Below are 23,836 nucleotides of genomic sequence, written 5' to 3' on the forward strand. Positions count from 1 at the left end.
CGCGTCTTGATGAAGGCCACCGAGGTAGACCGCCCACCGTGCCCACGCAACCTACCGCCCGCCCTGGACAGGTCCGCATCGGGGCCCGCGGCTCCAAGCTCAGCCTCGCCCAGAGCGGCACGGTCCAGCGCCGCATCGCCGCCGCGCTGGGTGTGGATCCCGACAACCAGGCCGAGGTCGACCGGGTCGCGCCGCTGATCGTCATCACCACGACGGGCGATCGCATCCAGGATCGCCGCCTGCTGGAGATCGGCGGAAAGGGCCTCTTCACCAAGGAGATTGAGGAGGCGCTGCTGGAGGGCCGCATCGACTGCGCCGTCCACTCGATGAAGGATGTGCCGGCCGATCTGCCCGAGGGGCTCTGCATCGCCGCCATCCCCGAGCGCGAGGATCCGCGCGACGCCTTCCTCAGCCGCGGCCCGGAGCGGCTGGAAGAGCTGTCGGAGGGCGCGATCCTCGGCACCGCCAGCCTGCGTCGCCAGGCCCAGTGCCTTCACCGCCGGCCGGACCTGAAGGTCCAGCTGCTGCGCGGCAATGTCGACACCCGCCTGGCCAAGCTGGCGGCCGGCGAGGCCGACGCCATCCTGCTGGCCTACGCCGGCCTGCGCCGGCTGGGGCTGGGACATCTGCCCACCAGCCTGATCGATCCCAAGGAAGCGCCGCCCGCGCCGGGCCAGGGCGCGCTGGCCATCGAGACGCGGGCCGCCGACCGCGACCTGCCGTGGGTGCAGGCGCTGCGCTGCGAGCCGACCACGCTGACCGTCGCCGCCGAGCGGGGTGCGCTGACGGCGCTGGAGGCCTCCTGCAAGACGCCCATCGGGGCGCACGCCTGGCTGGAGGGCGGGACCTGCAAGCTGATCGTCGAGGCCCTGACGCCCGACGGCGCGCGCCGCTTTCGACACAGCGGCGAGGCCGAGCTGGCGCAGCTGATGGACCCCGAGGCCTCGGCCCGCGCCCTGGGCGTCTCGCTGGGCGAGGCGATCAAGGCCGAGGCCGGCGACGCTATCGTCCTCTAGGCGCCTCAGGTCCGCCGCCGCAGCAGGAGCGGCAGCCCGAACACCAGCGGCAGCAGGAACAGCACCACCCGTCCGCCGGTCGCCATCCAGACCACCGCGCTGAGCCCGAGCCCGGCGGCGAGGATCAGCAGCGTCCCCCCGAGCCGCATCAGTGCCGGGCCTCGGGTCGGGAGGGCGTCTCGTCGCCGCTTGCGCCGTCGTCCGACCACCGCGGCTCTGTCCGGCGCGTCTCGGCGCCGCGGTCCGCCCAGGTGGCGCCGCGGGTGAAGACTTCGTCCGCGAAGCGGGCGATCACCTCGTTATAGACCTGCGCCAGCTCCATCGGCCCGAGGTGGCCGGCGCCCTCCACGCGGAACGGCCGGGCGCCCGGCGCGTCGCGCGCGATCCGCTCGCCGGCCGAGGGCGCGGTCACCAGGTCGCGGCCGCCGATGAACACCAGCGTGGGCACGGAAAGTCGCGGCAGGTCCGGGGTCGCGTCCCAACGCATCATGGCGAGGTTGCCCTTGGCCTGGACCGCCGGGTGGTTGCGGGTGGCGGCCAGCGCGACCTGTTCCAGCTGCGCGCGCGTCGGCCGGGTCCCGAAGCCGCCGAACCGCATGGCCACGTGTGTGCCGCCCGACAGGTAGCTCTGCCAGTTCATCGCCCAGACGAGCGGAGCCAGGGCGATGTCGAGCTTCATCAGCGGCGCCAGCACCGGCTTCATGGCGTAGAGCGCCTTGCCGAGAACGGTCGTGCGTGTGGGGTCGGTGTGGGTGGTGTTCTCGAGCACCAGGCCCGCGACCTCGGTTCCGAGCGCGGCGGGATGGCGACGGGCGAAGGTCTGCAGCGTCATGCCGCCGATCGAATGCCCGACCAGGATCGCCTGCCGCGGCGCGGCGTCCTGCACCACAGAGCGGAGGTCGTCGGCGAAGCCCTCGAGCGTGTAGACGCCTCCGCGCGGGCCCTTGGACTTGCCCAGTCCGGCGAGGTCGAACGCGATGACGCGATAGCGCTGGGCGAGCATCAGCCTCGCCTCGCGCCAAGTGCCGGCGTCGAGGCCCCAGCCGTGGACGAACACCAGCGCCGGCGCGTCGGCTGGGCCTGTCTCCTCGACGTGGAGGCGCGCGCCTGTGGGCGTCTCCACCGTCCGCCCTTCCGGCCGCCGGAGCCGGTCGCCGTCGTCGCCCTTCCGCGCCAGCAGCCACAGCACCGGCGCCCGCCCGAGGAACGAGACGGCCAGCAGGGCGACGCCCGTCCAGAGCCGCCATCCGACCTCGTCTTCATAGGCGACGCCCTGCGCCTCGAGCGTACGGCGCAGGTCCCACCAGGACCAAATCAGATAGCCGCCGGCCGCCAGCAGCGCCAACGAGATCAGCGCCATAAGACGCTGGAAGACTTGAAGAAGCATCGTCCACCTTGCGCAACACCCGGCTCGGGTAAGGCGCAGGTGGGCGGCGGGTTCCTACGGCCAAGCGTCGCTTTCTGGTCACGCTCGCGTGCGCATCTGTGACGGGTGCGCGCAGCGGGATTGAACCGGCGCGCGAGCGGCCGCAACGTCGTTCGCAAAAGCTAAACGGGTTCGACGCGACAAGGGATCATGGCCGCCCGACGTCAGAAGATTTGGATCACCCGGGCCCAGCCCGGCGCGGACGCGACCGCCGAACGGGTGCGGGCGCTGGGCCATGACGCCGTGGTGGCGCCGCTGCTGGCGGTGCGCATCTTGCCGAACGTAGAGGTCGACCTCACCGGTGTGGCCGCCCTGGCCTTCACCTCGGCCAATGGCGTGCGCGCCTTCGCCGACGCCTGCGGCGAGCGGTCCCTGCGGGTCTTCGCGGTGGGCGCGGCGACGGCGCAGGCGGCGCGGGTCGCGGGCTTCCGTTCGGTCCTGTCCGCCGACGGCGACGTTGAGGCGCTGGCCGAGGGCATCGGCATCCGCCGCGGTGAGATCAAGGGCGCCGTGCTGCACCCCGGGGCCGCCGAGCCGGCGGGTGACCTGGCCGGGGCGCTCGAAAAGCATGGGGTCGAGGCGCGGCGCCTGGTTCTGTACGAGACCGCGCCGGTGTCGCTGGCCGCCGAGCAGGTGGAGGCCCTGCTGAGCTGCGACGCCGCCCTGCTGCACTCGCCGCGCGCGGCCCAGGTGCTGGCGAAGGTGCTGAAGGCCCATCCCGCGCCTAAGCTTCGGGCGCTCGGCCTCTCGAAAGCGGTGGTCAAGCCGCTGCAGCGGACGGCGCTCGCCGCCAAGACCTATCCCCCGTTTCCGCTCGAAGCCGCCCTGCTCAACCTGATCGATCGCCGACCATGACCGCGCGCGCCAAGCCCGACGCTTCGCCCGGCCTGCCTAAGGACCCCGCCGAATACCGCCGCGCGCCCCTGGGGCTCGGTCTGTGGTCGCTGATGGCGCTCTGCCTTCTCTGCGTCCTGGCCGGGGCCGGCGTGGCGGCCTTCCTGCCGCGGTTCCTGCCGTCGCCCGTCGAAGCCCCTCGGAGGCCTGCCGCCGCTGTCGAGCCGGCGCCGATGCCCGCGGCGGCGGCGCCGCCGACGGCGAGCGCGGATGTGGCCGAGATCCGTCGGCTGAACGCCCGGATCGCGGCGCTCGAGACCAAGGACGCCCGCACGAGCGAGGCGGCCGCCTCACTGGTGGCCGCAGCGGCCCTGCTTGAGGCGACTCAGGGCTCGGCGCCGTTCAGCCGCGAAGTCGCCGCGCTGCAGGCGGTCGCCCCCGACCTTCCGGAATTGCCGGCTCTGGCCCGCATCGCCGCGGAAGGGGTGCCCAGCCGCGCCGCCCTGGCGGCGGACTTCCCGGCGTACGCCGCGCAGGCGGCGAGCGCGGCGCGGATTCCGGGGCCCGAGGCCAGGCTCGCCGACCGCCTGGTGTATGGGCTATCGCGCGTGGTCAGCGTCCGGCGCACCAGCGACGTCAGCGGTTCCTCGCCCGACGCCCACCTCGCCCGCGCCGAGCGGGCGCTTGGGGAAGGTGACGTGGCCGGCGCCCTGAGGGCGCTGGAGGGATTGCCGGCCGCAGCCCGCGACAGCCTGGCGCCCTGGCGGGCCAAGGCCGAACGCCGCGCCGAGATCGATCGGGCCGCCGAACGCCTGCGGGTGCGGGCGATGCGGGACCTGCGCGCCGCGGGATTGGCGGCGCCGGCTCAGGGCGGCGCGGCATGATCCGGGCCGCGATCGTCTTCTTCCTGGTGGCGGCCGTCGCCGTCGCCGTCCTGGGCCTGACCCGCGATGCGGGGACCGCGAGCGTCGAATGGCTGGGCTGGCGGGCTGACACGACCGCCGCCGCCGGCCTGTTGATCGCCCTGCTGGCGAGTCTCCTGGCGGCGGTGGTCTGGCGCACCACGCTGTGGATCCTGGACGCGCCCCGGCGCGCCGAGCTGGCCCGAGCCGAAGCGCGGCGGCGCCAGGCGGGCGACGTGCTGGCGCGCGGCTTCCTGGCGGCGGCCGGGGGCGACGGCTCCGAGGCGCGGCGGCTGGCCCGCAAGGCCGCCGAGCTGGCTTCGGACACGCCGGGGCTGGTCCGGGTTCTGGCGGCCCAGGCGGCGGAAGCCGCGGGCGATGTGGAGGAGGCGCGGGCGGCCTACACCGCTATGCTCGGCTTCCGCGAGATGCGCCTGGCCGGCCACAAGGGCCTCATGCAGCTAGCCTTGGCCCACGGGCAGCGGGAGACCGCGCTGCGCCACGCGCAGGAGGCCTACGGCGAGGTGCGCAGCGCCCGCTGGGCGTGGCGGGCGCTGCTCGAGGCGGAACTCGAGCGCGGCGACTGGGCCGGCGCCCTGTCGCTGGTGAAGGGCGCCCTGGATCGCAAGATCGTGCCGCCGGTGGTCGCCGACCGGGCCCGGGCCGCGCTGCTCGCCGCCTCGGCCGCCCAGCTTGAGCACGCGCCCGACGCCAAGGCCCGCGACCTCGCTCTTGATCACGCCGTTGAGGCGGCCAAGCTGCAGTCCGGTTTCGCGCCCGGCGTGGTGATGGCCGCGCGCCTGCTGGCGCAGGCAGGGAAGGTGGGACGGGCGGCGTCGACGCTGGAGAACGCCTGGCGCGCCGCGCCGCACCCGGCTCTGTGGCTCGCCTATCGCGACCTGCGCACCGACGAAACGCCTAGGGAAAGGGCCCAGCGGCTGGGGGACCTCGCCGCCGTCAATCCCACGCACCGCGAGAGCCTGATCCTGCATGTGGAACGGGCGCTGATCGGCGGCGATCCGGCGGCCGCCCGGGAAGCCGCCCTGGCGCTGGAGGCCGAGCCGCCCACGGCGCGCATCTGCGGCCTGATGGCCCGAGCCGCCTTCGCCGCCGGCCGTTCCGACGAAGCCCGCGTCTGGTTGGCGCGCGGAATCAGCGCGCCGCACGAGCCCGACTGGTCCGATCTCGACCCCGAGGGCCGGGCGTTCGCCTACCACGCGTCGGACTGGGCGCGGCTGGTCATCACCTATGCGGAGACCGGCGAGCTCATCCATCCGCGCCACGAGCGGGCGGAGCGGAGCCTCGGGGAGCTACCCGAGTTGCCGCTGGCCTATGATTCCGAGCCCATGCTGACCGAGCCGGTGCTCTATCCGCTCGAGGTCGACGAGGACGACGCCGGGCCGCCGCCGCGGCCCGAACCCCCGCCGGAGGGTCCGCGACGCCGCGCCGCGCGCCGACGCTTGGCGAACGGGCCGCGCTCCGCTAAATAGGCGCCTCTTCGCGGCGGCGCGCCTCGGTGCGCCGTCTGCGGGGGCCCTTGTGGGCCGCCTTAGCTCAGCCGGTAGAGCGGCGCATTCGTAATGCGTAGGTCAGGTGTTCGAGTCACCTAGGCGGCACCACTTCTCCTCAAGCAGTCTCCCGGACGAACCCGGCGCCCGCCCGCGGGGGCGGCTGTCGTCCGTGCGGTCGCCGTGCGCGCCGACGGGGCGCGGCCCCGTGGCCTGGCGAGCCGATTTCGGGGTGCGGCGGGCTGCCGCACCGGGGCGCTGAAAAAGGCTGTTGACCGCCAACGAGGGCGAGCCTAAAAGCCCGCCTCCGCCGACGCGGACCTCTCGGGGTTCGCAGCGCGGCGGGGAAGCCCCACTTGCGGTTCGGTCCAAACGAACCCATATGGGCGCTTCGGCCGAAGGGGGTCTTCCGGACTTCCCGTCGGCGGGCGGCTCAGCCGCCGAGGACGCCTCTGGCTCAACAGGCTTCGGCCGGCCAAGCGCCTCTCACCACAAGGCGCTCGACGCGCTGGGTCCAGCTCGCTGGGTCCGGGTCTTTGACATCGTTGAATTGGAAAGAGAAACGCAGGCGGCGGCGTCTTGGCGACAGTTAACCAGACTGTCTCGACGCTGACTGTGACTGCGGTCTCTTGAAGACACCATGAATATGGCTGGGCCTTAGGGTCTGGCTAGAATTTGTGGGAACTCGTCAAGAACTACGCAGACTATAGCCAGCCGATCTTTGAGTAGGTCGGTTACGCAGAAAGTCAGAACGTCAACTCAACCTGAGAGTTTGATCCTGGCTCAGAGCGAACGCTGGCGGCAGGCCTAATACATGCAAGTCGAACGGCTCTTCGGAGCAGTGGCGGACGGGTGAGTAACGCGTGGGAATGTGCCCTTTGGTACGGAACAACACAGGGAAACTTGTGCTAATACCGTATGTGCCCTTCGGGGGAAAGATTTATCGCCATTGGAGCAGCCCGCGTTGGATTAGGTAGTTGGTGAGGTAAAGGCTCACCAAGCCTACGATCCATAGCTGGTCTGAGAGGATGATCAGCCACACTGGGACTGAGACACGGCCCAGACTCCTACGGGAGGCAGCAGTAGGAATCTTGCGCAATGGGCGAAAGCCTGACGCAGCCATGCCGCGTGAATGATGAAGGTCTTAGGATTGTAAAATTCTTTCACCGGGGAAGATAATGACGGTACCCGGAGAAGAAGCCCCGGCTAACTTCGTGCCAGCAGCCGCGGTAATACGAAGGGGGCTAGCGTTGCTCGGAATTACTGGGCGTAAAGGGCGCGTAGGCGGACAACTTAGTCAGAGGTGAAAGCCCAGGGCTCAACCTTGGAAATGCCTTTGATACTGGTTGTCTTGAGTTCGGGAGAGGTGAGTGGAATGCCGAGTGTAGAGGTGAAATTCGTAGATATTCGGCGGAACACCAGTGGCGAAGGCGACTCACTGGCCCGATACTGACGCTGAGGCGCGAAAGCGTGGGGGAGCAAACAGGATTAGATACCCTGGTAGTCCACGCCGTAAACGATGAGTGCTAGTTGTCGGCATGCATGCATGTCGGTGACGCAGCTAACGCATTAAGCACTCCGCCTGGGGAGTACGGTCGCAAGATTAAAACTCAAAGGAATTGACGGGGGCCCGCACAAGCGGTGGAGCATGTGGTTTAATTCGAAGCAACGCGCAGAACCTTACCACCTTTTGACATGCCTGGACCGCTGGAGAGATCCAGTTTTCCCTTCGGGGACCAGGACACAGGTGCTGCATGGCTGTCGTCAGCTCGTGTCGTGAGATGTTGGGTTAAGTCCCGCAACGAGCGCAACCCTCGCCATTAGTTGCCATCATTTAGTTGGGCACTCTAATGGGACCGCCGGTGGTAAGCCGGAGGAAGGTGGGGATGACGTCAAGTCCTCATGGCCCTTACGGGGTGGGCTACACACGTGCTACAATGGCGACTACAGAGGGTTGCGATGCTGCGAAGCGGAGCTAATCCCTAAAAGTCGTCTCAGTTCGGATTGCACTCTGCAACTCGAGTGCATGAAGTCGGAATCGCTAGTAATCGCGGATCAGCATGCCGCGGTGAATACGTTCCCGGGCCTTGTACACACCGCCCGTCACACCATGGGAGTTGGCTTTACCCGAAGACGGTGCGCTAACCCGCAAGGGAGGCAGCCGGCCACGGTAGGGTCAGCGACTGGGGTGAAGTCGTAACAAGGTAGCCGTAGGGGAACCTGCGGCTGGATCACCTCCTTTCTAAGGATAGGCCTCCAGGACGCTCACGCTTCCTATTGGTCTTCCAAAGACACCAAACAGGTGCGAGGCGTCGCCGTCTCCGTTTCTCTTTCCGCTGACACCGCAACCGGCCAGGTTGACGGTGCGATCGCGCATTCGGCGCTGGGCTCCAGGTCTTCGGACGTGGCCAGGCGTCGAGCGGACCGCTTCAGGGCCTGTAGCTCAGTTGGTTAGAGCACACGCCTGATAAGCGTGAGGTCGGCAGTTCGAGTCTGCCTGGGCCCACCACACTCTTACGTATTGTGTGACCCTCGGGCGGGCGAGACGAAGATCAATGACGGCTCCCAGCTGCGGCCGGCTTCTTAGAGATTAAGGGGCCATAGCTCAGTTGGTAGAGCGCGTGCTTTGCAAGCATGAGGTCGTCGGTTCGATCCCGTCTGGCTCCACCACCTTCCTCGCATGAGGGCCTGCCGCGCGATCGCGGAAAGCAACGAGTTCCCGTTCCTCTCTGAAGAGAGGCGACGGCATCAGACATCGTGAATTGAAGGGTTCATCCGCCCCACCCCTGGGGTTCGAGGATGGATCCGAGATGACATCATCATCAAAGCAAAGACAAAGCGCATGTGTGGGCGCTGTCCGGGTTTCGTACCTCGGCCGGCATCTGTCCCCACGCATGAGTTTTGCTGAGAACGATCAAGCGCATAAGGGCTTCTGACGGATGCCTTGGCACTGAGAGGCGATGAAGGACGTGGCACGCTGCGATAAGAGCCGGGGAGGCGCGAGCACCCTTTGATCCGGCTATTTCCGAATGGGGAAACCCACCTTTACGGTCTGCGAATGTGAACTCTAGCTCCGGCTAGGGTTCTGGTTCGTAGGTCGTTGAAAGGTACATTGACCTGAATACATAGGGTTCAATGAGCGAACCCGGGGAACTGAAACATCTCAGTACCCGGAGGAAAGGACATCAACCGAGACTCCCGTAGTAGTGGCGAGCGAACCGGGACCAGGCCAGTGCTGTCGTGACATAAAGCCGAACGACTTGGAAAGGTCGGCCATAGCGGGTGATAGCCCCGTAGGCGTCAATTAGCGACAGACTCGAGTAGGGCGGGACACGTGAAATCCTGTCTGAACATGGGGGGACCATCCTCCAAGCCTAAGTACTCCTCAGTGACCGATAGTGAACAAGTACCGTGAGGGAAAGGTGAAAAGCACCCCGACGAGGGGAGTGAAATAGAACCTGAAATCGGAAGCCTACAAGCAGTCGGAGCCACCACGCGTGGTGACGGCGTACCTTTTGTATAATGGGTCAGCGACTTCATGTGCCGTGCAAGCTTAAGCCGTTAGGTGTAGGCGCAGCGAAAGCGAGTCTGAATAGGGCGAATAAGTACGTCGCATGACGACCCGAAACCAGGTGATCTATCCATGAGCAGGTTGAAGGCTGGGTAACACCAGCTGGAGGACCGAACCCGTGCCCGTTGAAAAGGTCTGGGATGACTTGTGGATAGGGGTGAAAGGCCAATCAAACCTGGACATAGCTGGTTCTCCGCGAAATCTATTTAGGTAGAGCGTCAGACGAATTCCTTGGGGGGTAGAGCACTGGATGGATGCGGGCGGCGCGAGCTGTACCAATTCTAACCAAACTCCGAATACCCAAGAGAACTATCTGGCAGACACACGGCGGGTGCTAACGTCCGTCGTGAAAAGGGAAACAACCCTAACCATCATCTAAGGCCCCCAAGTACTGGCTAAGTGGGAAACGATGTGGGATTGCTTTGACAACCAGGATGTTGGCTTAGAAGCAGCCATCATTTAAAGAAAGCGTAACAGCTCACTGGTCAAGCGATCCTGCGCGGAAAATGTAACGGGGCTCAAGCCAGTCGCCGAAGGTATGGGTGTGCGCAAGCACGCGGTAGCGGAGCGTTCCGTAAGCCTGTGAAGGTCGGTCGTGAGGCCGGCTGGAGGTATCGGAAGTGAGAATGCTGACATGAGTAGCGACAAAGAGTGTGAGAGACACTCTCGCCGAAAGTCCAAGGGTTCCTGCGTAAAGTTAATCTGCGCAGGGTTAGCCGGCCCCTAAGGCGAGGCCGAAAGGCGTAGTCGATGGGAACCAGGTAAATATTCCTGGGCCAGTTGGAAGTGACGAATGACGTAAATTGTCAGGGCTTATTGGATTGCTCCTGGCAGTGAAGTTGTTCCTGGAAATAACTCCAACAGAGACCGTACCCGAAACCGACACAGGTGGACAGGTAGAGCATACCAAGGCGCTTGAGAGAACTATGCTGAAGGAACTCGGCAAATTGCACGCGTAACTTCGGGATAAGCGTGACTCACCTTGCGCAAGCAAGACTGAGTGGCACAGGCCAGGGGGTAGCGACTGTTTATCAAAAACACAGGGCTCTGCGAAACCGTAAGGTGACGTATAGGGTCTGACGCCTGCCCGGTGCCGGAAGGTTAAAAGGAGGGGTGCAAGCTCCGAATTGAAGCCCCGGTAAACGGCGGCCGTAACTATAACGGTCCTAAGGTAGCGAAATTCCTTGTCGGGTAAGTTCCGACCTGCACGAATGGCGTAACGACTTCCCCACTGTCTCCAGCATAGGCTCAGCGAAATTGAATTCCCCGTGAAGATGCGGGGTTCCCGCGGTTAGACGGAAAGACCCTATGAACCTTTACTGCAGCTTCGCTTTGGCGTTAGCGGCAACATGTGTAGGATAGGTGGGAGGCTATGAAACCGGGGCGCCAGCTCTGGTGGAGCCAACCTTGAAATACCACCCTTGTTGCCGCTGACGTCTAACCGAGGTCCGTTATCCGGATCCGGGACATAGCGTGGCGGGCAGTTTGACTGGGGCGGTCGCCTCCCAAAGTGTAACGGAGGCGCGCGATGGTGGGCTCAGAGCGGTCGGAAATCGCTCGTCGAGTGCAATGGCATAAGCCCGCCTGACTGCGAGACTGACAAGTCGAGCAGAGACGAAAGTCGGCCATAGTGATCCGGTGGTTCTGTATGGAAGGGCCATCGCTCAACGGATAAAAGGTACTCTAGGGATAACAGGCTGATTTTGCCCAAGCGTCCACAGCGACGGCAAAGTTTGGCACCTCGATGTCGGCTCATCACATCCTGGGGCTGGAGCAGGTCCCAAGGGTTCGGCTGTTCGCCGATTAAAGTGGTACGTGAGCTGGGTTCAGAACGTCGTGAGACAGTTTGGTCCCTATCTGCCGTGGGTGTACGAAGCTTGAGAGGATCTGTCCCTAGTACGAGAGGACCGGGATGGACACACCTCTGGTGGACCTGTCGTGGCGCCAGCCGCGCAGCAGGGTAGCTAAGTGTGGAATAGATAACCGCTGAAAGCATCTAAGCGGGAAACTAACCTCAAAACAAGGCTTCGCCGAGAGCCGTGGTAGACCACCACGTTGATAGGCCAGGTGTGGAAGTGCGGCGACGCATGGAGCTTACTGGTACTAATCGCTCGATCGGCTTGATCGTTCTTATCAAAACTCATGAGAGCTTCGTCTTTGCTCTGCAGATGTCATCTCGAAAAACATCCGTTTCGTTGACCTGGTGGTTATGCCGAGAGGTCCCCACCCGATCCCATTCCGAACTCGGTCGTTAAGCCTCTCTGGGCCAATGGTACTTCGTCTTAAGGCGCGGGAGAGTAGGTCGCCGCCAGGTCTACAAAACGGATGCAGTCCAAGAACCCTTCAATCCACATCCACAAAACGCCCTCTTCGCCGCGGGGTGGAGCAGCCCGGTAGCTCGTCAGGCTCATAACCTGAAGGTCACAGGTTCAAATCCTGTCCCCGCACCCAAGAACAACGGCCCCCGCAACCGCGGGGGCCGTTTGCGTTTGCGGCCCAGGCGCCGGCGGGGCGGGCCGCCGTTCCCGGAACGCTGTCAGCCAAGCGTCACCGTGACGTAGCCGGCCCGTCAAACGCGGCTGCTACCGCCCTGTCCGACCCGAGGAGCGGGTCGCGGGGGAAGAACCATGAAGACGAAGCTTTGGGGCGGCGCGGCGGCGCTGGCGATGGCGCAGGCCATGGGCTGGGCGGCGCAGGCGGCCGAGGGAGCGGAGACGCCGGCGGAAACGGCCGCACCGGCCGCCTCGGTCGAGGAGATCGTGGTGCTGGGTCGGGGCGAAACCCGCCAGGTCCAGACGGTGGCCGGGGCGGAGCTGTCCCTCGAAGCGCCAGGCGCCAGCCCGCTGAAGCTGGTCGAGAAGCTGCCGAACGTGAACCTGCAGACGGCCGACCCCTTCGGATCTTACGAGTGGGCCGCGCGGATCTCGATCCGCAGCTTCAATCAGGGCCAGCTCGGCTTCACCCTGGACGACGTGCCGCTGGGCGACATGACCTACGGCAACCACAACGGCCTGCACATCAGCCGCGCCATCTCGAGCGAGAACGTCGGCGGGGTGGAACTGGCCCAGGGTGCGGGCGCGTTGGGACACCGCCTCGTCCAACAACCTGGGCGGCGCGCTGAAGTACGTCTCGCGCGATCCGGCCCCGGCATTTGGCGGCCAGGTCGCCGCGACCGGCGGTAGCGACAGCACCTACCGCGGCTTCGTGAGGCTGGAGAGCGGAGAACTCGCCACGGGCGCGCGCGCGTACCTTAGCTATTCCCATGGCGTGGCCGACAAGTGGAAGGGCGTGGGCGAGCAGAAGCAGAGCCAGGTCAACTTCAAGGTGGCGCAGCCGCTGGGCGAAGGCTCGCTGACCGCCTGGCTGAACGGGTCGAAGCGCCGGGAGAACGACTACCAGGACCTGTCGCTGGCGATGATCGATCGCCTCGGCGCCGACTGGGACAACCTGTCGGGCGACTGGGACCTGATGGTGCGGATTGCGGAGATCGCCAACAATCGAGGCGACACCGGCGTGACGCCGGCGCGTCCGGCGCTTGGAACCACCTATCCGGCCCCGATCCAGACGGCGGACGACGCCTATTTCAACGCGGCGGGCCTGCGGGACGACCTGATCGGCGCCGTCACCCTGGACCTGCCGGCGGGCCAGGTCTTCCGCCTCCGCGCGACGCTCTACGGGCACAACGACGAGGGCCAGGGCCTGTGGGCCACGCCGTATGTGCCGTCGCCCAACTACGGCGTCGCGGGCGCCACGACGAACGACGCGCCGATCTCGATCCGCACGACGGAGTACGACCTGAAGCGCTACGGCTTCATCGGCTCGGCCACGCTGGAGCTGGGTCCGCATTCGGTCAACGCGGGCGTCTGGTACGAGGACAATGAATTCAACCAGGCCCGCCGCTACTACGGCCTGAACCGCGCGGTCCCGCAGCGCGACTTCCTGCACATGCAGACGGGCGCCTTCCGCACCGACTGGGAATACGACTTCTCGACCACCACCTGGCAGTTCCATGTGCAGGACACCTGGACGGTCACGGGGGCCCTGACCGTCAACTACGGCTTCAAGGCGCTGTCGGTAGAGAACGAGGGCCGCACGGTCTTCGCCCGGACCGCAGCGCTCGTGAAGAACGGGACGATCAAGGCCGAGGAACGTTTCCTGCCGCAAGCGGGCGCGCGTTATCAGCTCAACCCGGACAGCGAGCTGTTCGCCGGCTATGCGCGCAACATGCGGGCCTTCCCCAGCTCGGGCACGTCGGGTCCGTTCTCGACCACCCAGGCCGGCTTCAACGCCATCCGCGAGACGCTCGAGCCCGAGATCTCCGACACGTTCGAGGCCGGCTGGCGCTTCCGGACCGCGGACGTCCAGGGCGTCATGGCCGTCTACCACGCCACCTTCAAGGACCGTCTCTTCGCGGTGCCGGTGGGCTCCGGTATTCAGGGCAATCCCTCGGCGCTGTCGAACGTGGGCGGCGTCACCGCGAAGGGGTTCGAGGCCGTGGGGACATGGGACTTCGCCGAGAACTGGTCGCTGTTCGGCTCCTACGCCTTCAACGACTCCGAGTACGACGACGACACCTTCGACGGGAACGGCCGCCTCGTCGGGGCGACCAAGGGCAAGGCGACGGTCGATACGCCCAAGCACCTGCTGAAGGGCGAGCTCGGCTACGATGACGGCGCGCTGTTCGGCCGCCTGTCGGTCTCGCACCTGTCGAAGCGCTACGTCAGCTATGAAAATGACGTGAGCGTGCCGTCGCAGACGGTGGCGGAACTCGCCCTGGGCTACCGGTTCTCAGGCGGCCCCCTGCTGGACGGCCTGGAGGCGCAACTCAACGTCTCGAACCTGTTCGACGAGGACTACATCTCGACGATCAATTCGAACGGCCACCCGATTCGCGGCGACAGCCAGACGCTGCTAACGGCGCCGCCGCGGCAGGTCTTCTTCACCTTGCGCAAGACGTTCTAGGCGCTCGCCCCGAGCGCCCCCACCGGGCTCCGGATGGCTCCGGAGCCCGGTCCGGATCGCGCCCGCGCGTCACGAAAGCTCTGCAACATCACTGTCACGGTTCTGTCGGGGGGCCTGTCATCGCCGTTCCCTAGAACCCGCGTGGGCAGGCGGGGGGACAGCAGGTCGCCGGTGCGATCTCGCGCTCTAGGTCTCGCGTCCGCCGTCAGAAGCCACGGTGGAGATCACGATGACCGGCGCGACCAAGTTCAAAACCCTCCTCGTCATGTCACTCAGCGCGCTGGCCCTGGCCGGCTGCGGCGGCGGCGCGGACAATGTCGCCTCGCCCGGCGAAGGCGCCTTCCCGCCCGGGTCGGGCGGCAACGGCGGCGGCAACAACGGCGGCAACAACCCGCCTCCCGGCCAGGCCGCGGCGGACTGCCCGACCGGCCTGGCGAACGTCGGCACCGTGGCCAACGGCACGCTCCGCGCCTGCCAACTGCCGTCGAAGATCGTCGGCAACCTGGTGCTCACCAACCGCGCCGGCACGATCTACGCCATCAGCGGCCGGGTGGACGTGGGCGACGACCGCGGCGCCGACCCGGCGAACCCGCTGCCGGGCTCGCAGCAGGGCATCCTGACGATCGAGCCGGGCGTCCGGCTCTTCGGCTCGGGCGGCCTCGATTACATCAACGTTCAGCGCGGCAACCAGATCTTCGCCGAGGGCACCGCGACCAATCCGATCATCTTCACCAGCCGCTCGAACATCGACGGCAACTCGGGCGCCGACCTGATCGGCCAGTGGGGCGGCATCGTGATCGCGGGGCGCGCCCCGATCGCCTCGTGCCCGGCCGGCACGACCCCGCCCAACATCAACTGCGTCGCCACCTTCGAGGGCGGAATCTCGCTCTACGGCGGCAACAGCCCAACCGACAACTCGGGCCGCCTGCGGTATATCCAGGTCCGCTACCCGGGCGTCGAAGTGCAGCCGAACCGCGAGCTGAACGGCATCACCATGCTGGGCGTCGGCTCGGGCACCACGGTCGAGTACGTCCAGGTGCACAATAGCTCGGACGACGGCATTGAGTTCTTCGGCGGCACGGTCAACGCCAAGCACGTCGTCATCACCGGCGCCGACGACGACTCCATCGATACCGACGAAGGCTGGCGCGGCGGCATCCAGTACCTGATCGCTCGCCAGCGGGCGAACGGCGGGGACCGCGTGTTCGAGATGAGCTCGGTGGGCGTACAGACCGCCCTGAACGCCCAGCCCAAGATCGCCAACTTCACCGCCATCGGCAGCGGCCGGGTGGGCGCGGGCGACATCTTCGTGCTGAACACCGGCACCGGCGGCCGGTTCATCAACGGCCTCGCGGTCTCGGCGAACGCGGCGACCGCCTGCCTGGACGTGGACACCGCCTCGACCGTCGCGGCCGCGCCGCGCTGGGACGCCGTGAACTTCTCGTGCGCGATCGCCTTCCGGAACGACACCGACATCGATGGCGCGGCCACCGCGGCGCTGTTCAACGCCGGCACGAACAACAACTCGGCCTATACCTCGTCGCTGAACGGCTTCATCAACGGCCCGAACGAGACCGCGCGTCCGGCCGTCGATCCGAAGGCCATCTATTCGTTCTTCGACACCACCAACTACGTGGGCGCCGTGCGCGACGCCAGCGACACCTGGTGGCAGGGCTGGACCTGCGGCCTGGCCGCCGGAAGCAGCTGCTGATCCCGCGGGGCGGGACCCTGAACGGGTCCCGCCCACCCCGCGCGCGTCGAATCCCAGAGGCGATCCTCACATGACCCAGATCCACCGCCCGCTCGCCGGGCTGCTCCTGTGCACCACGGCGCTGCTCGCGCCGGGTCTCGTCCACGCCCAGCAGGCGGCCCAGCCATCGGGCGCCGAGCAGGAGGTCGAGGAGATCGTCGTCCGCGGCAAGTACATCCCCGAGGTGATGCGCGAGACCTCGGAGGTCGCCTCGATCGTCACGGCCGAGGATCTGGTCCGGCAAGGCGACGACACCGCCGCCCAGGCCCTGACGCGACTGGCGGGCCTCAGCCTCGTCAGCGGTCGTTTCGTCTATGTCCGGGGCCTCGGCGAGCGCTACTCGTCGGCCCTGCTGAACGGTTCACCGCTGCCGAGCCCCGAGCCGCTGCAGCGTGTCGTGCCGCTGGACCTGTTCCCCTCCAACGTGCTGGCCGGCGTCAACGTCCAGAAGACCTATTCCCCGAACCTGCCGGGCGAGTTCGGCGGCGGCCTCATCGACCTGCGCACCATCGACGTGCCGGACGACGGCTTCGTCTCGCTGGGCGTCAGCGCCGGGATGAACAGCGAGACGTCGCTGAAGCGCGGCCTCACCTATTACGGCGGCGACAGCGATTGGCTGGGGATCGACGACGGGACCCGCGAACTGCCGGCGGCCATTCGCCAGGGCCTGGCGACCGGCAAGCGGATCGACTCGTCCAACTTCAGCGACCAGCAGCTCACGGTCATGGGCCGCAGCTTCCAGAACGCCAACATCAACCTCCTGCAGTCGACCAACGACGTCCCGCTGAACGGCAGCGTCGACCTCGCCGCGGGCAGGTCCTTCGCAATGGACTGGGGCAATCTCGGCGTCGTCGCCGTCCTGGGCTACGACTCGAGCTGGTCGACCCGCAACGCGATGCAGCAGGAAGGCGTCGTCGACCTCGAAGGTCTGTCGGTGCTGGAGGATCTGAACTCGTTCTCGACCCAGAACGACATCGTCATCAACGGCCTGACCCAGGTGGCCCTGGAACTGGACAATCACACCTTCAAGTGGACCAACTTCTACGTCCGCAACGTCACCAAGGAAGCGCGATCGGTCGAGGGTGAAAGCTCGCGCGCCTCGAACTACATCCGGGACGACTGGACGGCCTGGTACCAGCGCGAGCTGATCGACACCCAGCTGACCGGCCAGCACCGTCTGGGTGATCTGCAGATCGACTGGCGCGGCTCCTACGCCCGCACCGAGCGCGACGTGCCCTACGAGCGTCAGGTCCGCTACCGCCGGGTGGACGGCACGTACCTGCACAATCCGCAGTCGGACGCCAACTTCATCCGTTTCAGCGAGCTCGAGGATAAGGCGACGGGCTTCGGCGTCGACTTCAGGTACCGGCTCGAGAACCCGCTCATTGCGGACATGACGGTCTCTGCAGGCTACGCTTTCTACGAGAACGAGCGGTTCTCGGACAGCCGCGCCTTCCGGTTCACGATGAACCAGACGCCGTCCATCGCCTTCCAGATGCAGCGCGTCGACTTCCTCTACTCCGACTTCAACATCGGCCCGAACGGGCTGATCCTGCGCGAGGTCACGGGCTCGGAGGGCGCCGCCGCCTACGAGGCGAAGCTCACCACCAACGCCGGCTACATCCAGGCCGAGGGCGAGATCTTCCCGGCGGTGCGGGCCACGATCGGCGCGCGCTACGAGAGGGGCGAGCAGTTCGTTCGGGCGATCGATCTGTTCGCCGCGACCCGCGGCGACGGCCGCGAGCTCAACAACGACTATCTACTGCCGGCCGCTACGGTGACGTGGAACTTCGCCGAGGATCAGCAGCTGCGCTTCGGCGCCTCGAAGACCATCGCCCGCCCGCAGTTCCGCGAGCAGGCGCCGCAGCTCTATCTCGATCCGGAGTCCGATCGGACCTTCATCGGCAACCCGTACCTGGAGGACTCCGAGCTCATCAACCTGGACGCCCGGTACGAGCGCTACTTCGACCGCGGCCAGTTCGCCACGGTGGGCGTCTTCTACAAGGACATCGACAAGCCGATCGAGTCGGTCGTCAACGAGTCGGGGTCGGGCCTGCAGCAGAGCTTCCTGAACGCGCCGCAGGCCGTGCTCTTCGGAGTCGAGGCCGAGTTCAAGAAGTACTTCGAGCCGCAGTTCGACATGCCCTGGGTCAGCGGGCTGCGCTGGCTGGTAGCGGCGAACTACACCTACACCAAGGCCGAGGTGAAGGTTGACGACGGCGACGTGGTCTATCCGCGGACGGCGTTGGGCCAGCCAGCGCCGGCGGCCAACTTCGTCATCGACGGGAGCCCGCTGCAGGGTCAGTCCAAGCATCTCGCGAATGCGCAGTTCGGCTTCGAGAGCCAGGATGGCCTGACCCAGGCCACGCTGCTGGCGAACTACGCCAGCAAGCGGATCACCGCCCGCGGCCAGGCCGGAGCCCCCGATTTCGAACAGAAGCCCGGCATCCAGCTGGACTTCACCTTCCGGCAGAAGTTCGAGGTCTGGGCCCAGGAGTTCACGTTCGGCATCGAGGCGCGCAACCTGCTGGGCGAGGAGTTCGACGAGTACCAAGCGCGGCGGCGGCGACGAGATCAAGCTCAACAACTACGAGCTCGGCCGCAGCCTGTCGTTCAGCCTGTCGGCCCGCTTCTAGCGACATCGCCGACCGCCTGCGGCCACGCGCCGCGGGCGGTCATCCGCGCCGATCGGCGCTGTCACGGTAGCGTCACTCAAGCTTCACGCGATCGTCGGCGTCGTCCGCCAAAGGTTCGCCGTCCCGCCTGACTGGCGGCTACGGGGGATCGGTTGAAACTCCAGTTCCAAAGCTTCGCCGCGGTTCCTCCGCGGACGCTTGCGCGGGCCGGCGAGATCGCCCTGGCCGCGACGCTGGCGGTGGTCGCCGCCCAGCTCACGTGGAGGCTCGCCACGCCGGTCGGTCCGTTCGAGCCAGCGGGCCAGATGGCGGCGGCGGCGCCCGCGCCGCAGGCCGACCTATCCATCCTGGCCCAGTTCGACCCGTTCTTCCGGGGCGCCTCCTCCGTGGCGACCGCGGCGGAGTCGCCGTCGGGCGGCGGCCTGACGCTGTTTGGGGTGCGCGTCAGCGGCGAAGGCAAGGGCTCGGCGATCCTCGGCTCGGCTGACGGTCAGCGCTCGGTGCAGGTCGGCCAGGAGGTCCAACCGGGCGTCGTCCTGGCCGCTGTCGCGCCTGATCACGTGATTCTGCGCCGCGGGGGCGGCCGGCAACGGCTGGGCTTCCCGCAGCCGACGGGCGGCGGAGCTCTGATGCCCGTCGCCAGCTCGACGGTCCCCGCCGGCGCGGACTCCGGCCCGGCCATCGACCTTGATCGCCTGCTGGCCCAAGCCAGCCTGACGCCCCGTCTGCGCGACGGCCAGCCGGCTGGCTACCAGATTGTCCCGCGGGGCGGCGGCGACGCCCTGAGGGCCGCCGGCCTGCAGCGCGGCGACGTGCTCCTGTCCGTCGACGGGGTGACGCTCACGCCCGAGCGGGTGAGTCAGCTCCGCGAGGAGCTCGCCAATTCCACCGGCGCCGAGCTGCGCTTCGAGCGCGGCGGCCAGATCATGACCACCAGACTGCGGACGGCCCCCCAGTGAAACGCTCTTCCGCGAAACGCTCTTCCGTCCGTCGCGTCCTTGCGCTCGTGCTTTCGGCGGCGATGCTGAGCCCGCTCGCGCCCCCCGTGGCGCACGCCCAGTCGCAGGTGCTGAATCTGCAGGACGCCGACATCCGGATCTTCATCCAGGACGTGGCGCGGGTCACCGGCCGCACCTTCATCATCGATCCGCGCGTGCAGGGGAAGGTGTCGGTGGTCAGCCAGGAGCCGCTGTCGCGCAACGAGCTCTTCGATGTGCTGATGTCGACGCTGAGGGCCAACGGCCTTGTGGCCGTCCCGACCGGGTCCGGCGCCTATCGCATCGCGCCGGAGGAGGGCGCCGCGACCCAGCCGGCCAGCCTCGGCGCCTCGGCGGGATATGGATTCGCTACCCAGGTCTTCCGGCTGCGAAACCTGGATGCGACCTCGGCCGCCGACACGCTCAAGCCGCTGGTGGGACGGCAGGGCGCGATCCAGGCCGTGCCGCGCGGCAACATGATCGTCGTCGCCGACTATGCGGACAACCTGCGCCGGATCCGCGGTCTCCTGGGCCAGATCGATCAGGACCGCGGCGTCACCGAGACGATTACGCTGAAGTCGAGCTCCGCCCGCGAGATCGCGGGCGTGCTGAACGACCTTCTGAAAGGGCCCGGCGCCGATCCGGCGGCCCGCAACGGGGTGGTCTCGATCGTCGTGGTGGAGAGCAGCAACTCCATCATTCTGAAGGGCGAGGCCGAGGCGATCCGGCCGTTGCTCGACGTCGTCGCGGATCTCGATCGCCGCGCCGAGACGGCCGGCGACGTCCGCGTCGTCCAGCTGCAGCACGCCAACGCCGAACAGCTGGTCCCCGTCCTGCAGCAGCTCGTCGGCCAGCCGGTGACCGCCGCCTCGCCGGCGATGCCATCCGGCCGCAACCGCCCGGGCGCAGCCACGGCCGTCCCGGCGGAACCGCCGCCGGCCGCGACGGCCGCCCCGGCCGGACCCCAGCGCGCCAACATCGCCCGCTATCCCGGCGCGAACGCCATCGTCATCGCCGCCGACCCCGACACCCAGCGCATGCTGGCCGAGGTGATCCGCCAGCTCGATGTCCGCCGCCGACAGGTGCTGGTGGAAGCCATCGTCGTCGAGGTCTCGGACGAGGCCGCCAAACGGCTCGGCGTGCAGTTCGCGGTAGCCGGCCTCAACGGCTCGGCCATTCCGTTCACGGCCACGACTTACGGCAACGCCCAGCCCAACCTGCCGGCGATCATCGGCGCGGTCGCCGCCGAGAAGAACCTGCCGGACGACGACGACACCAAGGCGCTGCTGCGCGACGCCGCCGTGCGCTCGCTGCTGGGCGCGACAGGCATGACCGTCGGCGGCGGCGGCCAGATCGGCAACGACGCCCTGTTCGGCGTGGTGATCAACGCGGTGAAGTCCGACACCGCGTCCAACCTGCTGTCCACGCCCTCGATCATGACCCTCGACAATCAGCCGGCCACCCTGCTGGTCGGTCAGGAGGTGCCGATCACGACGGGCGAAAGCCTGGGCGTCAACAACGAGAACCCGTTCCGCACGATCTCGCGCCAGAACGTCGGCGTGCAGCTGGAGGTGACTCCGCAGATCAACGCCGGCGGCACCATCACGCTGTTCCTGCGGCAGGAGGTCTCCAGCGTCGCGGGGCCAGTCAGCAACGCCTTCAGCGAGCTGGTGCTGAACAAGCGTGAGATCGAGACGACGGTGAACGTCGACGACGGCGAGATCATCGTTCTGGGCGGCTTGCTCGATCAGAACGAGCGGGTGTCGGTCGAGAAGACGCCGCTGCTGGGCGATATCCCGGGTCTGGGAAACCTGTTCCGGGGCACGGCCAAGGCCAAGACCAAGACCAATCTGATGGTCTTCATCCGGCCGAAGATCGTGGGGGACGCCGCCCAGGCGCGCGCCGCCACCGCACCGAAGTACGAGTACATCGCCGACCAGCAGGCCGCCCGCGATCCGGCGCGCCAGGCCGAGCTTGAACGGCTGGTCCGCGACTACCTGCGCGCCGAGCCGCCGACGGCGCCGCCTCCGGCAAGCTCGAAATGACGGCCCCATCCCTCGCCCCCCGACTGGCCTACGCCTTCGCCAAGAAGCACGGCGTGCTGCTGCTCGAGTTCGGCGAGACGGCGGTTGTCGGTGTCCGCGAGGGGGCTGAGCCGGCGGCTCTCCTGGAGGTCCGCCGGGCGCTGCGAACGCCGTTGGCGGTCGAGCCCCTGGCGCGCAGCGATTTCGAGCGGCGGCTCTCCGAAACCTATGCGGGCCACGGGCTGATGGCGCCCGGCGAGGACCTGGAGCTGCCGGGGCTGGACAGCTTGGCCGACGACATTCCGGCCGCGGCCGACCTGCTGGACGCCCAGGACGACGCGCCGATCATCCGGCTGATCAACGGCCTGATCGCAGAGGCCGTGCGGCGTGGCGCTTCCGACGTGCACATCGAACCGTTCGAGGCCGCCCTGCTGGTGCGGCTGCGGATCGACGGCGTGCTGCAGGAGGTGCTCAACCTCTCGCCGCGCGTGGCCCCGCTGCTCGTCAGCCGCGTGAAGGTGATGGCGCGGCTCGACATCGCCGAGAAGCGGGTGCCGCAGGACGGCCGCATCTCGCTGGCGCTCGGCGGCCGGGCGCTGGACGTGCGCGTCTCAACTCTGCCGGCGCGAGCCGGCGAGCGGGTGGTGATGCGGATCCTCGACCAGGACCAGGCGCGGCTCGGCCTCGAGGACCTGGGCATGTCGGCGCGGGCGCTGGAGATCTTCGAAGGCGCCCTTCGCGAGCCCAACGGCGTGATCCTGGTCACCGGGCCGACGGGCTCCGGCAAGACCACCTCGCTCTACGCCGGGCTGTCGGTGCTGAATGACGCCACCCGCAACATCCTGACCATCGAGGACCCGGTTGAATACGCCTTCCAGGGCCTCGGCCAGACCCAGGTGAACACCAAGGTCGGCATGACCTTCGCCGCAGGCCTGCGCGCCATCCTGCGCCAGGACCCCGACGTTGTGATGGTGGGCGAGATCCGCGACGTCGAGACGGCGCAGATCGCGGTGCAGGCAAGCCTCACCGGTCACCTGGTGCTGTCGACGGTCCACACCAACGATGCGGCCGGCGCCGTGACCCGCCTGCGGGACATGGGCGTCGAACCCTTTCTACTGGCCTCCACCGTGCGGGCGATCGTGGCGCAGCGGCTGGTCCGGCGGCTGTGCCCCGAGTGCCGCAAACCCGAGCCGGCGGACGCGGCGACGGCGAAGCTGGCGGGCGTGCCGAACGGCCACCCGATCTTCCGCGCCGCCGGCTGTCCGGCCTGCGCGCAGACAGGGTATGTCGGCCGGGTCGGGGTCTATGAGGCGCTCCGCGTCGACGACAAGATCCGACGCCTGATCGGCGAGGACGCGAACGAGGCCGCCATCGCCACAGCCGCCTTCCCCGGCGGCGTCGGCACGCTTCAGGCCGAGGTTCGCCGCTACGTGGCCGAAGGGATCACCACGCTCGAAGAGGCGATACGGGTGAGCCGCCAGGAGGCTGACGAGCATGTCGGCGTTTGACTACGTCGCCCTGGACGGCGGCGGCCGCACCCGCCGTGGCGTGGTGGCCGCCGGAGACGAGCGTGCGGCCCGCGCGGCGCTCGAGGGACGGCGTCTCACGCCCGTCCGCCTCGCGCCGTCGGCAGCCGCTCAGGCAAGAACCGGCTTGCGGTTGCTGCCGGATCGCATCGGCACGCGCCAGCTGGCGCTGATCACCCGCCAGCTCGCGACGCTGATCGCCGTCGCCCCGCTGGAGGAGGCGCTGCGGACCCTGGCTCAGCAGGCCGAGCGGCCGGCGCCGAGGCGCGTGCTCTCCGGCACGCACGCCGCCGTGCTGGAGGGCCGCCGTCTCTCCGACGCGATGGCCCGCCAGGGCGAGGCCTTCCCGAGGCTGTACCGCGCAATGATCGCCGCCGGCGAAAGCTCGGGCGCCCTGCCGGAGATCCTGGAGCGGCTCGCCGACCTGCTGGAGAAGGACGAGGCGGCCCGCAGCCGCCTGCTTGTCGCCCTGATCTATCCCGCGGCCCTCGCGGTCACCGCGCTGACGGTGATCGCGGCCCTCATCACCTTCGTCGTGCCGCGCGTCGTCGAGCAGTTCGACAGCATGGGCCAGCGGCTGCCCCTGCTGACCCGGATCATCATCGCCATCGCCGAAGGGCCCGCGACTGGGGCTGGCTGATCCTGCTGCTGCTGGCCGCCGGGGCCGCCGGCGGCGCCTACGCTCTGCGCCGTCCGGAGCTGCG

At 67.7% G+C, this 23,836-nt stretch carries 14 protein-coding genes, 4 tRNA genes and 3 rRNA genes; 19 read left to right on the forward strand and 2 right to left on the reverse strand.

The window, feature by feature from the left end; translation table 11 throughout:
- The first annotated feature begins 38 nt into the window (after positions 1-38).
- Positions 39-1,016 carry a hydroxymethylbilane synthase gene (gene hemC, locus LRS10_RS07630; RefSeq protein WP_257836721.1) on the forward strand — a complete coding sequence of 326 codons (978 nt, stop codon included), beginning with the start codon at positions 39-41 and terminating at the stop codon, positions 1,014-1,016.
- A 5-nt stretch (positions 1,017-1,021) separates the two neighbouring features.
- Here hemC and LRS10_RS07635 read toward each other — a convergent pair whose 3' ends face one another.
- Both LRS10_RS07635 and LRS10_RS07640 read right to left on the reverse strand, forming a co-directional pair.
- Complete coding sequence (locus LRS10_RS07635; protein ID WP_257836722.1) at positions 1,022-1,165, reverse strand: hypothetical protein; 144 nt, start codon at positions 1,163-1,165, stop codon at positions 1,022-1,024.
- Positions 1,165-2,403, reverse strand: coding sequence for an alpha/beta fold hydrolase (locus tag LRS10_RS07640; protein ID WP_257836723.1), 1,239 nt, complete (start codon positions 2,401-2,403; stop codon positions 1,165-1,167). The genes LRS10_RS07635 and LRS10_RS07640 overlap by 1 nt, the downstream gene beginning before the upstream one ends.
- Before the next feature lie 189 nt (positions 2,404-2,592).
- Here LRS10_RS07640 and LRS10_RS07645 point away from each other — a divergent pair, with 189 nt between their 5' ends.
- From LRS10_RS07645 to LRS10_RS07730, 18 genes are all read left to right on the forward strand, one after another.
- Positions 2,593-3,297 carry a uroporphyrinogen-III synthase gene (locus tag LRS10_RS07645; RefSeq protein WP_257836724.1) on the forward strand — a complete coding sequence of 235 codons (705 nt, stop codon included), beginning with the start codon at positions 2,593-2,595 and terminating at the stop codon, positions 3,295-3,297.
- Entirely contained in the window at positions 3,294-4,160 is an 867-nt protein-coding gene (locus LRS10_RS07650; protein WP_257836725.1) for a COG4223 family protein, read from the forward strand. Before LRS10_RS07645 ends, LRS10_RS07650 begins: the two co-directional genes overlap by 4 nt.
- Positions 4,157-5,668, forward strand: a complete 1,512-nt coding sequence (locus tag LRS10_RS07655) for a heme biosynthesis protein HemY (protein ID WP_257836726.1) — start codon at positions 4,157-4,159, stop codon at positions 5,666-5,668. Before LRS10_RS07650 ends, LRS10_RS07655 begins: the two co-directional genes overlap by 4 nt.
- A gap of 53 nt (positions 5,669-5,721) precedes the next feature.
- Positions 5,722-5,797, forward strand: a tRNA-Thr gene (locus LRS10_RS07660).
- Between the two features lie 649 nt (positions 5,798-6,446).
- Positions 6,447-7,928, forward strand: a 16S ribosomal RNA gene (locus tag LRS10_RS07665).
- Between the two features lie 190 nt (positions 7,929-8,118).
- Positions 8,119-8,195 (forward strand) — tRNA-Ile (locus LRS10_RS07670).
- 85 nt (positions 8,196-8,280) lie between these two features.
- A tRNA-Ala gene (locus LRS10_RS07675) sits at positions 8,281-8,356 on the forward strand.
- Between the two features lie 242 nt (positions 8,357-8,598).
- Positions 8,599-11,385 (forward strand): 23S ribosomal RNA (locus LRS10_RS07680).
- Between the two features lie 71 nt (positions 11,386-11,456).
- Positions 11,457-11,571 (forward strand): 5S ribosomal RNA (rrf, locus tag LRS10_RS07685).
- The 16S, 23S and 5S rRNA genes sit together here with 3 tRNA genes alongside, the layout of an rRNA operon.
- A 60-nt stretch (positions 11,572-11,631) precedes the next feature.
- Positions 11,632-11,708: transfer RNA gene (locus LRS10_RS07690), tRNA-Met, on the forward strand.
- Between the two features lie 176 nt (positions 11,709-11,884).
- On the forward strand, positions 11,885-12,439 hold the full coding sequence (locus tag LRS10_RS07695) for a Plug domain-containing protein (protein WP_257836727.1): 555 nt from the start codon (positions 11,885-11,887) through the stop codon (positions 12,437-12,439).
- Positions 12,327-14,219, forward strand: a complete 1,893-nt coding sequence (locus LRS10_RS07700; protein ID WP_257836728.1) for a TonB-dependent receptor — start codon at positions 12,327-12,329, stop codon at positions 14,217-14,219. Before LRS10_RS07695 ends, LRS10_RS07700 begins: the two co-directional genes overlap by 113 nt.
- Before the next feature lie 229 nt (positions 14,220-14,448).
- Positions 14,449-15,930, forward strand: a complete 1,482-nt coding sequence (locus LRS10_RS07705) for a hypothetical protein (protein ID WP_257836729.1) — start codon at positions 14,449-14,451, stop codon at positions 15,928-15,930.
- 70 nt (positions 15,931-16,000) lie between these two features.
- Positions 16,001-18,736, forward strand: a complete 2,736-nt coding sequence (locus LRS10_RS07710; protein WP_257836730.1) for a TonB-dependent receptor domain-containing protein — start codon at positions 16,001-16,003, stop codon at positions 18,734-18,736.
- 21 nt (positions 18,737-18,757) lie between these two features.
- On the forward strand, positions 18,758-19,564 hold the full coding sequence (locus tag LRS10_RS07715) for a type II secretion system protein N (protein WP_257836731.1): 807 nt from the start codon (positions 18,758-18,760) through the stop codon (positions 19,562-19,564).
- A 62-nt stretch (positions 19,565-19,626) separates the two neighbouring features.
- Entirely contained in the window at positions 19,627-21,627 is a 2,001-nt protein-coding gene (gspD, locus tag LRS10_RS07720) for a type II secretion system secretin GspD (protein WP_257836732.1), read from the forward strand.
- Complete coding sequence (gene gspE, locus LRS10_RS07725; RefSeq protein WP_257836733.1) at positions 21,624-23,114, forward strand: type II secretion system ATPase GspE; 1,491 nt, start codon at positions 21,624-21,626, stop codon at positions 23,112-23,114. Before gspD ends, gspE begins: the two co-directional genes overlap by 4 nt.
- Positions 23,101-23,772: a type II secretion system F family protein gene (locus LRS10_RS07730; RefSeq protein WP_257836734.1), complete on the forward strand. Its 672-nt coding sequence runs from the start codon at positions 23,101-23,103 to the stop codon at positions 23,770-23,772. Before gspE ends, LRS10_RS07730 begins: the two co-directional genes overlap by 14 nt.
- Positions 23,773-23,836 lie beyond the last annotated feature (64 nt).

This window comes from Phenylobacterium sp. J426, assembly GCF_024699945.1.
GTDB lineage: Bacteria > Pseudomonadota > Alphaproteobacteria > Caulobacterales > Caulobacteraceae > Phenylobacterium.

Bases quoted from the DNA above. Each gene is read 5' to 3' on its own strand.
- LRS10_RS07635 (WP_257836722.1), bottom strand. From the start codon at position 1,165: ATGCGGCTCGGGGGGACGCTGCTGATCCTCGCCGCCGGGCTCGGGCTC.
- LRS10_RS07640 (WP_257836723.1), bottom strand. From the start codon at position 2,403: ATGCTTCTTCAAGTCTTCCAGCGTCTTATGGCGCTGATCTCGTTGGCG.
- LRS10_RS07645 (WP_257836724.1), top strand. From the start codon at position 2,593: ATGGCCGCCCGACGTCAGAAGATTTGGATCACCCGGGCCCAGCCCGGC.
- LRS10_RS07650 (WP_257836725.1), top strand. From the start codon at position 3,294: ATGACCGCGCGCGCCAAGCCCGACGCTTCGCCCGGCCTGCCTAAGGAC.
- LRS10_RS07655 (WP_257836726.1), top strand. From the start codon at position 4,157: ATGATCCGGGCCGCGATCGTCTTCTTCCTGGTGGCGGCCGTCGCCGTC.
- LRS10_RS07695 (WP_257836727.1), top strand. From the start codon at position 11,885: ATGAAGACGAAGCTTTGGGGCGGCGCGGCGGCGCTGGCGATGGCGCAG.
- LRS10_RS07705 (WP_257836729.1), top strand. From the start codon at position 14,449: ATGACCGGCGCGACCAAGTTCAAAACCCTCCTCGTCATGTCACTCAGC.
- LRS10_RS07710 (WP_257836730.1), top strand. From the start codon at position 16,001: ATGACCCAGATCCACCGCCCGCTCGCCGGGCTGCTCCTGTGCACCACG.
- gspD (WP_257836732.1), top strand. From the start codon at position 19,627: ATGCTGAGCCCGCTCGCGCCCCCCGTGGCGCACGCCCAGTCGCAGGTG.
- gspE (WP_257836733.1), top strand. From the start codon at position 21,624: ATGACGGCCCCATCCCTCGCCCCCCGACTGGCCTACGCCTTCGCCAAG.
- LRS10_RS07730 (WP_257836734.1), top strand. From the start codon at position 23,101: ATGTCGGCGTTTGACTACGTCGCCCTGGACGGCGGCGGCCGCACCCGC.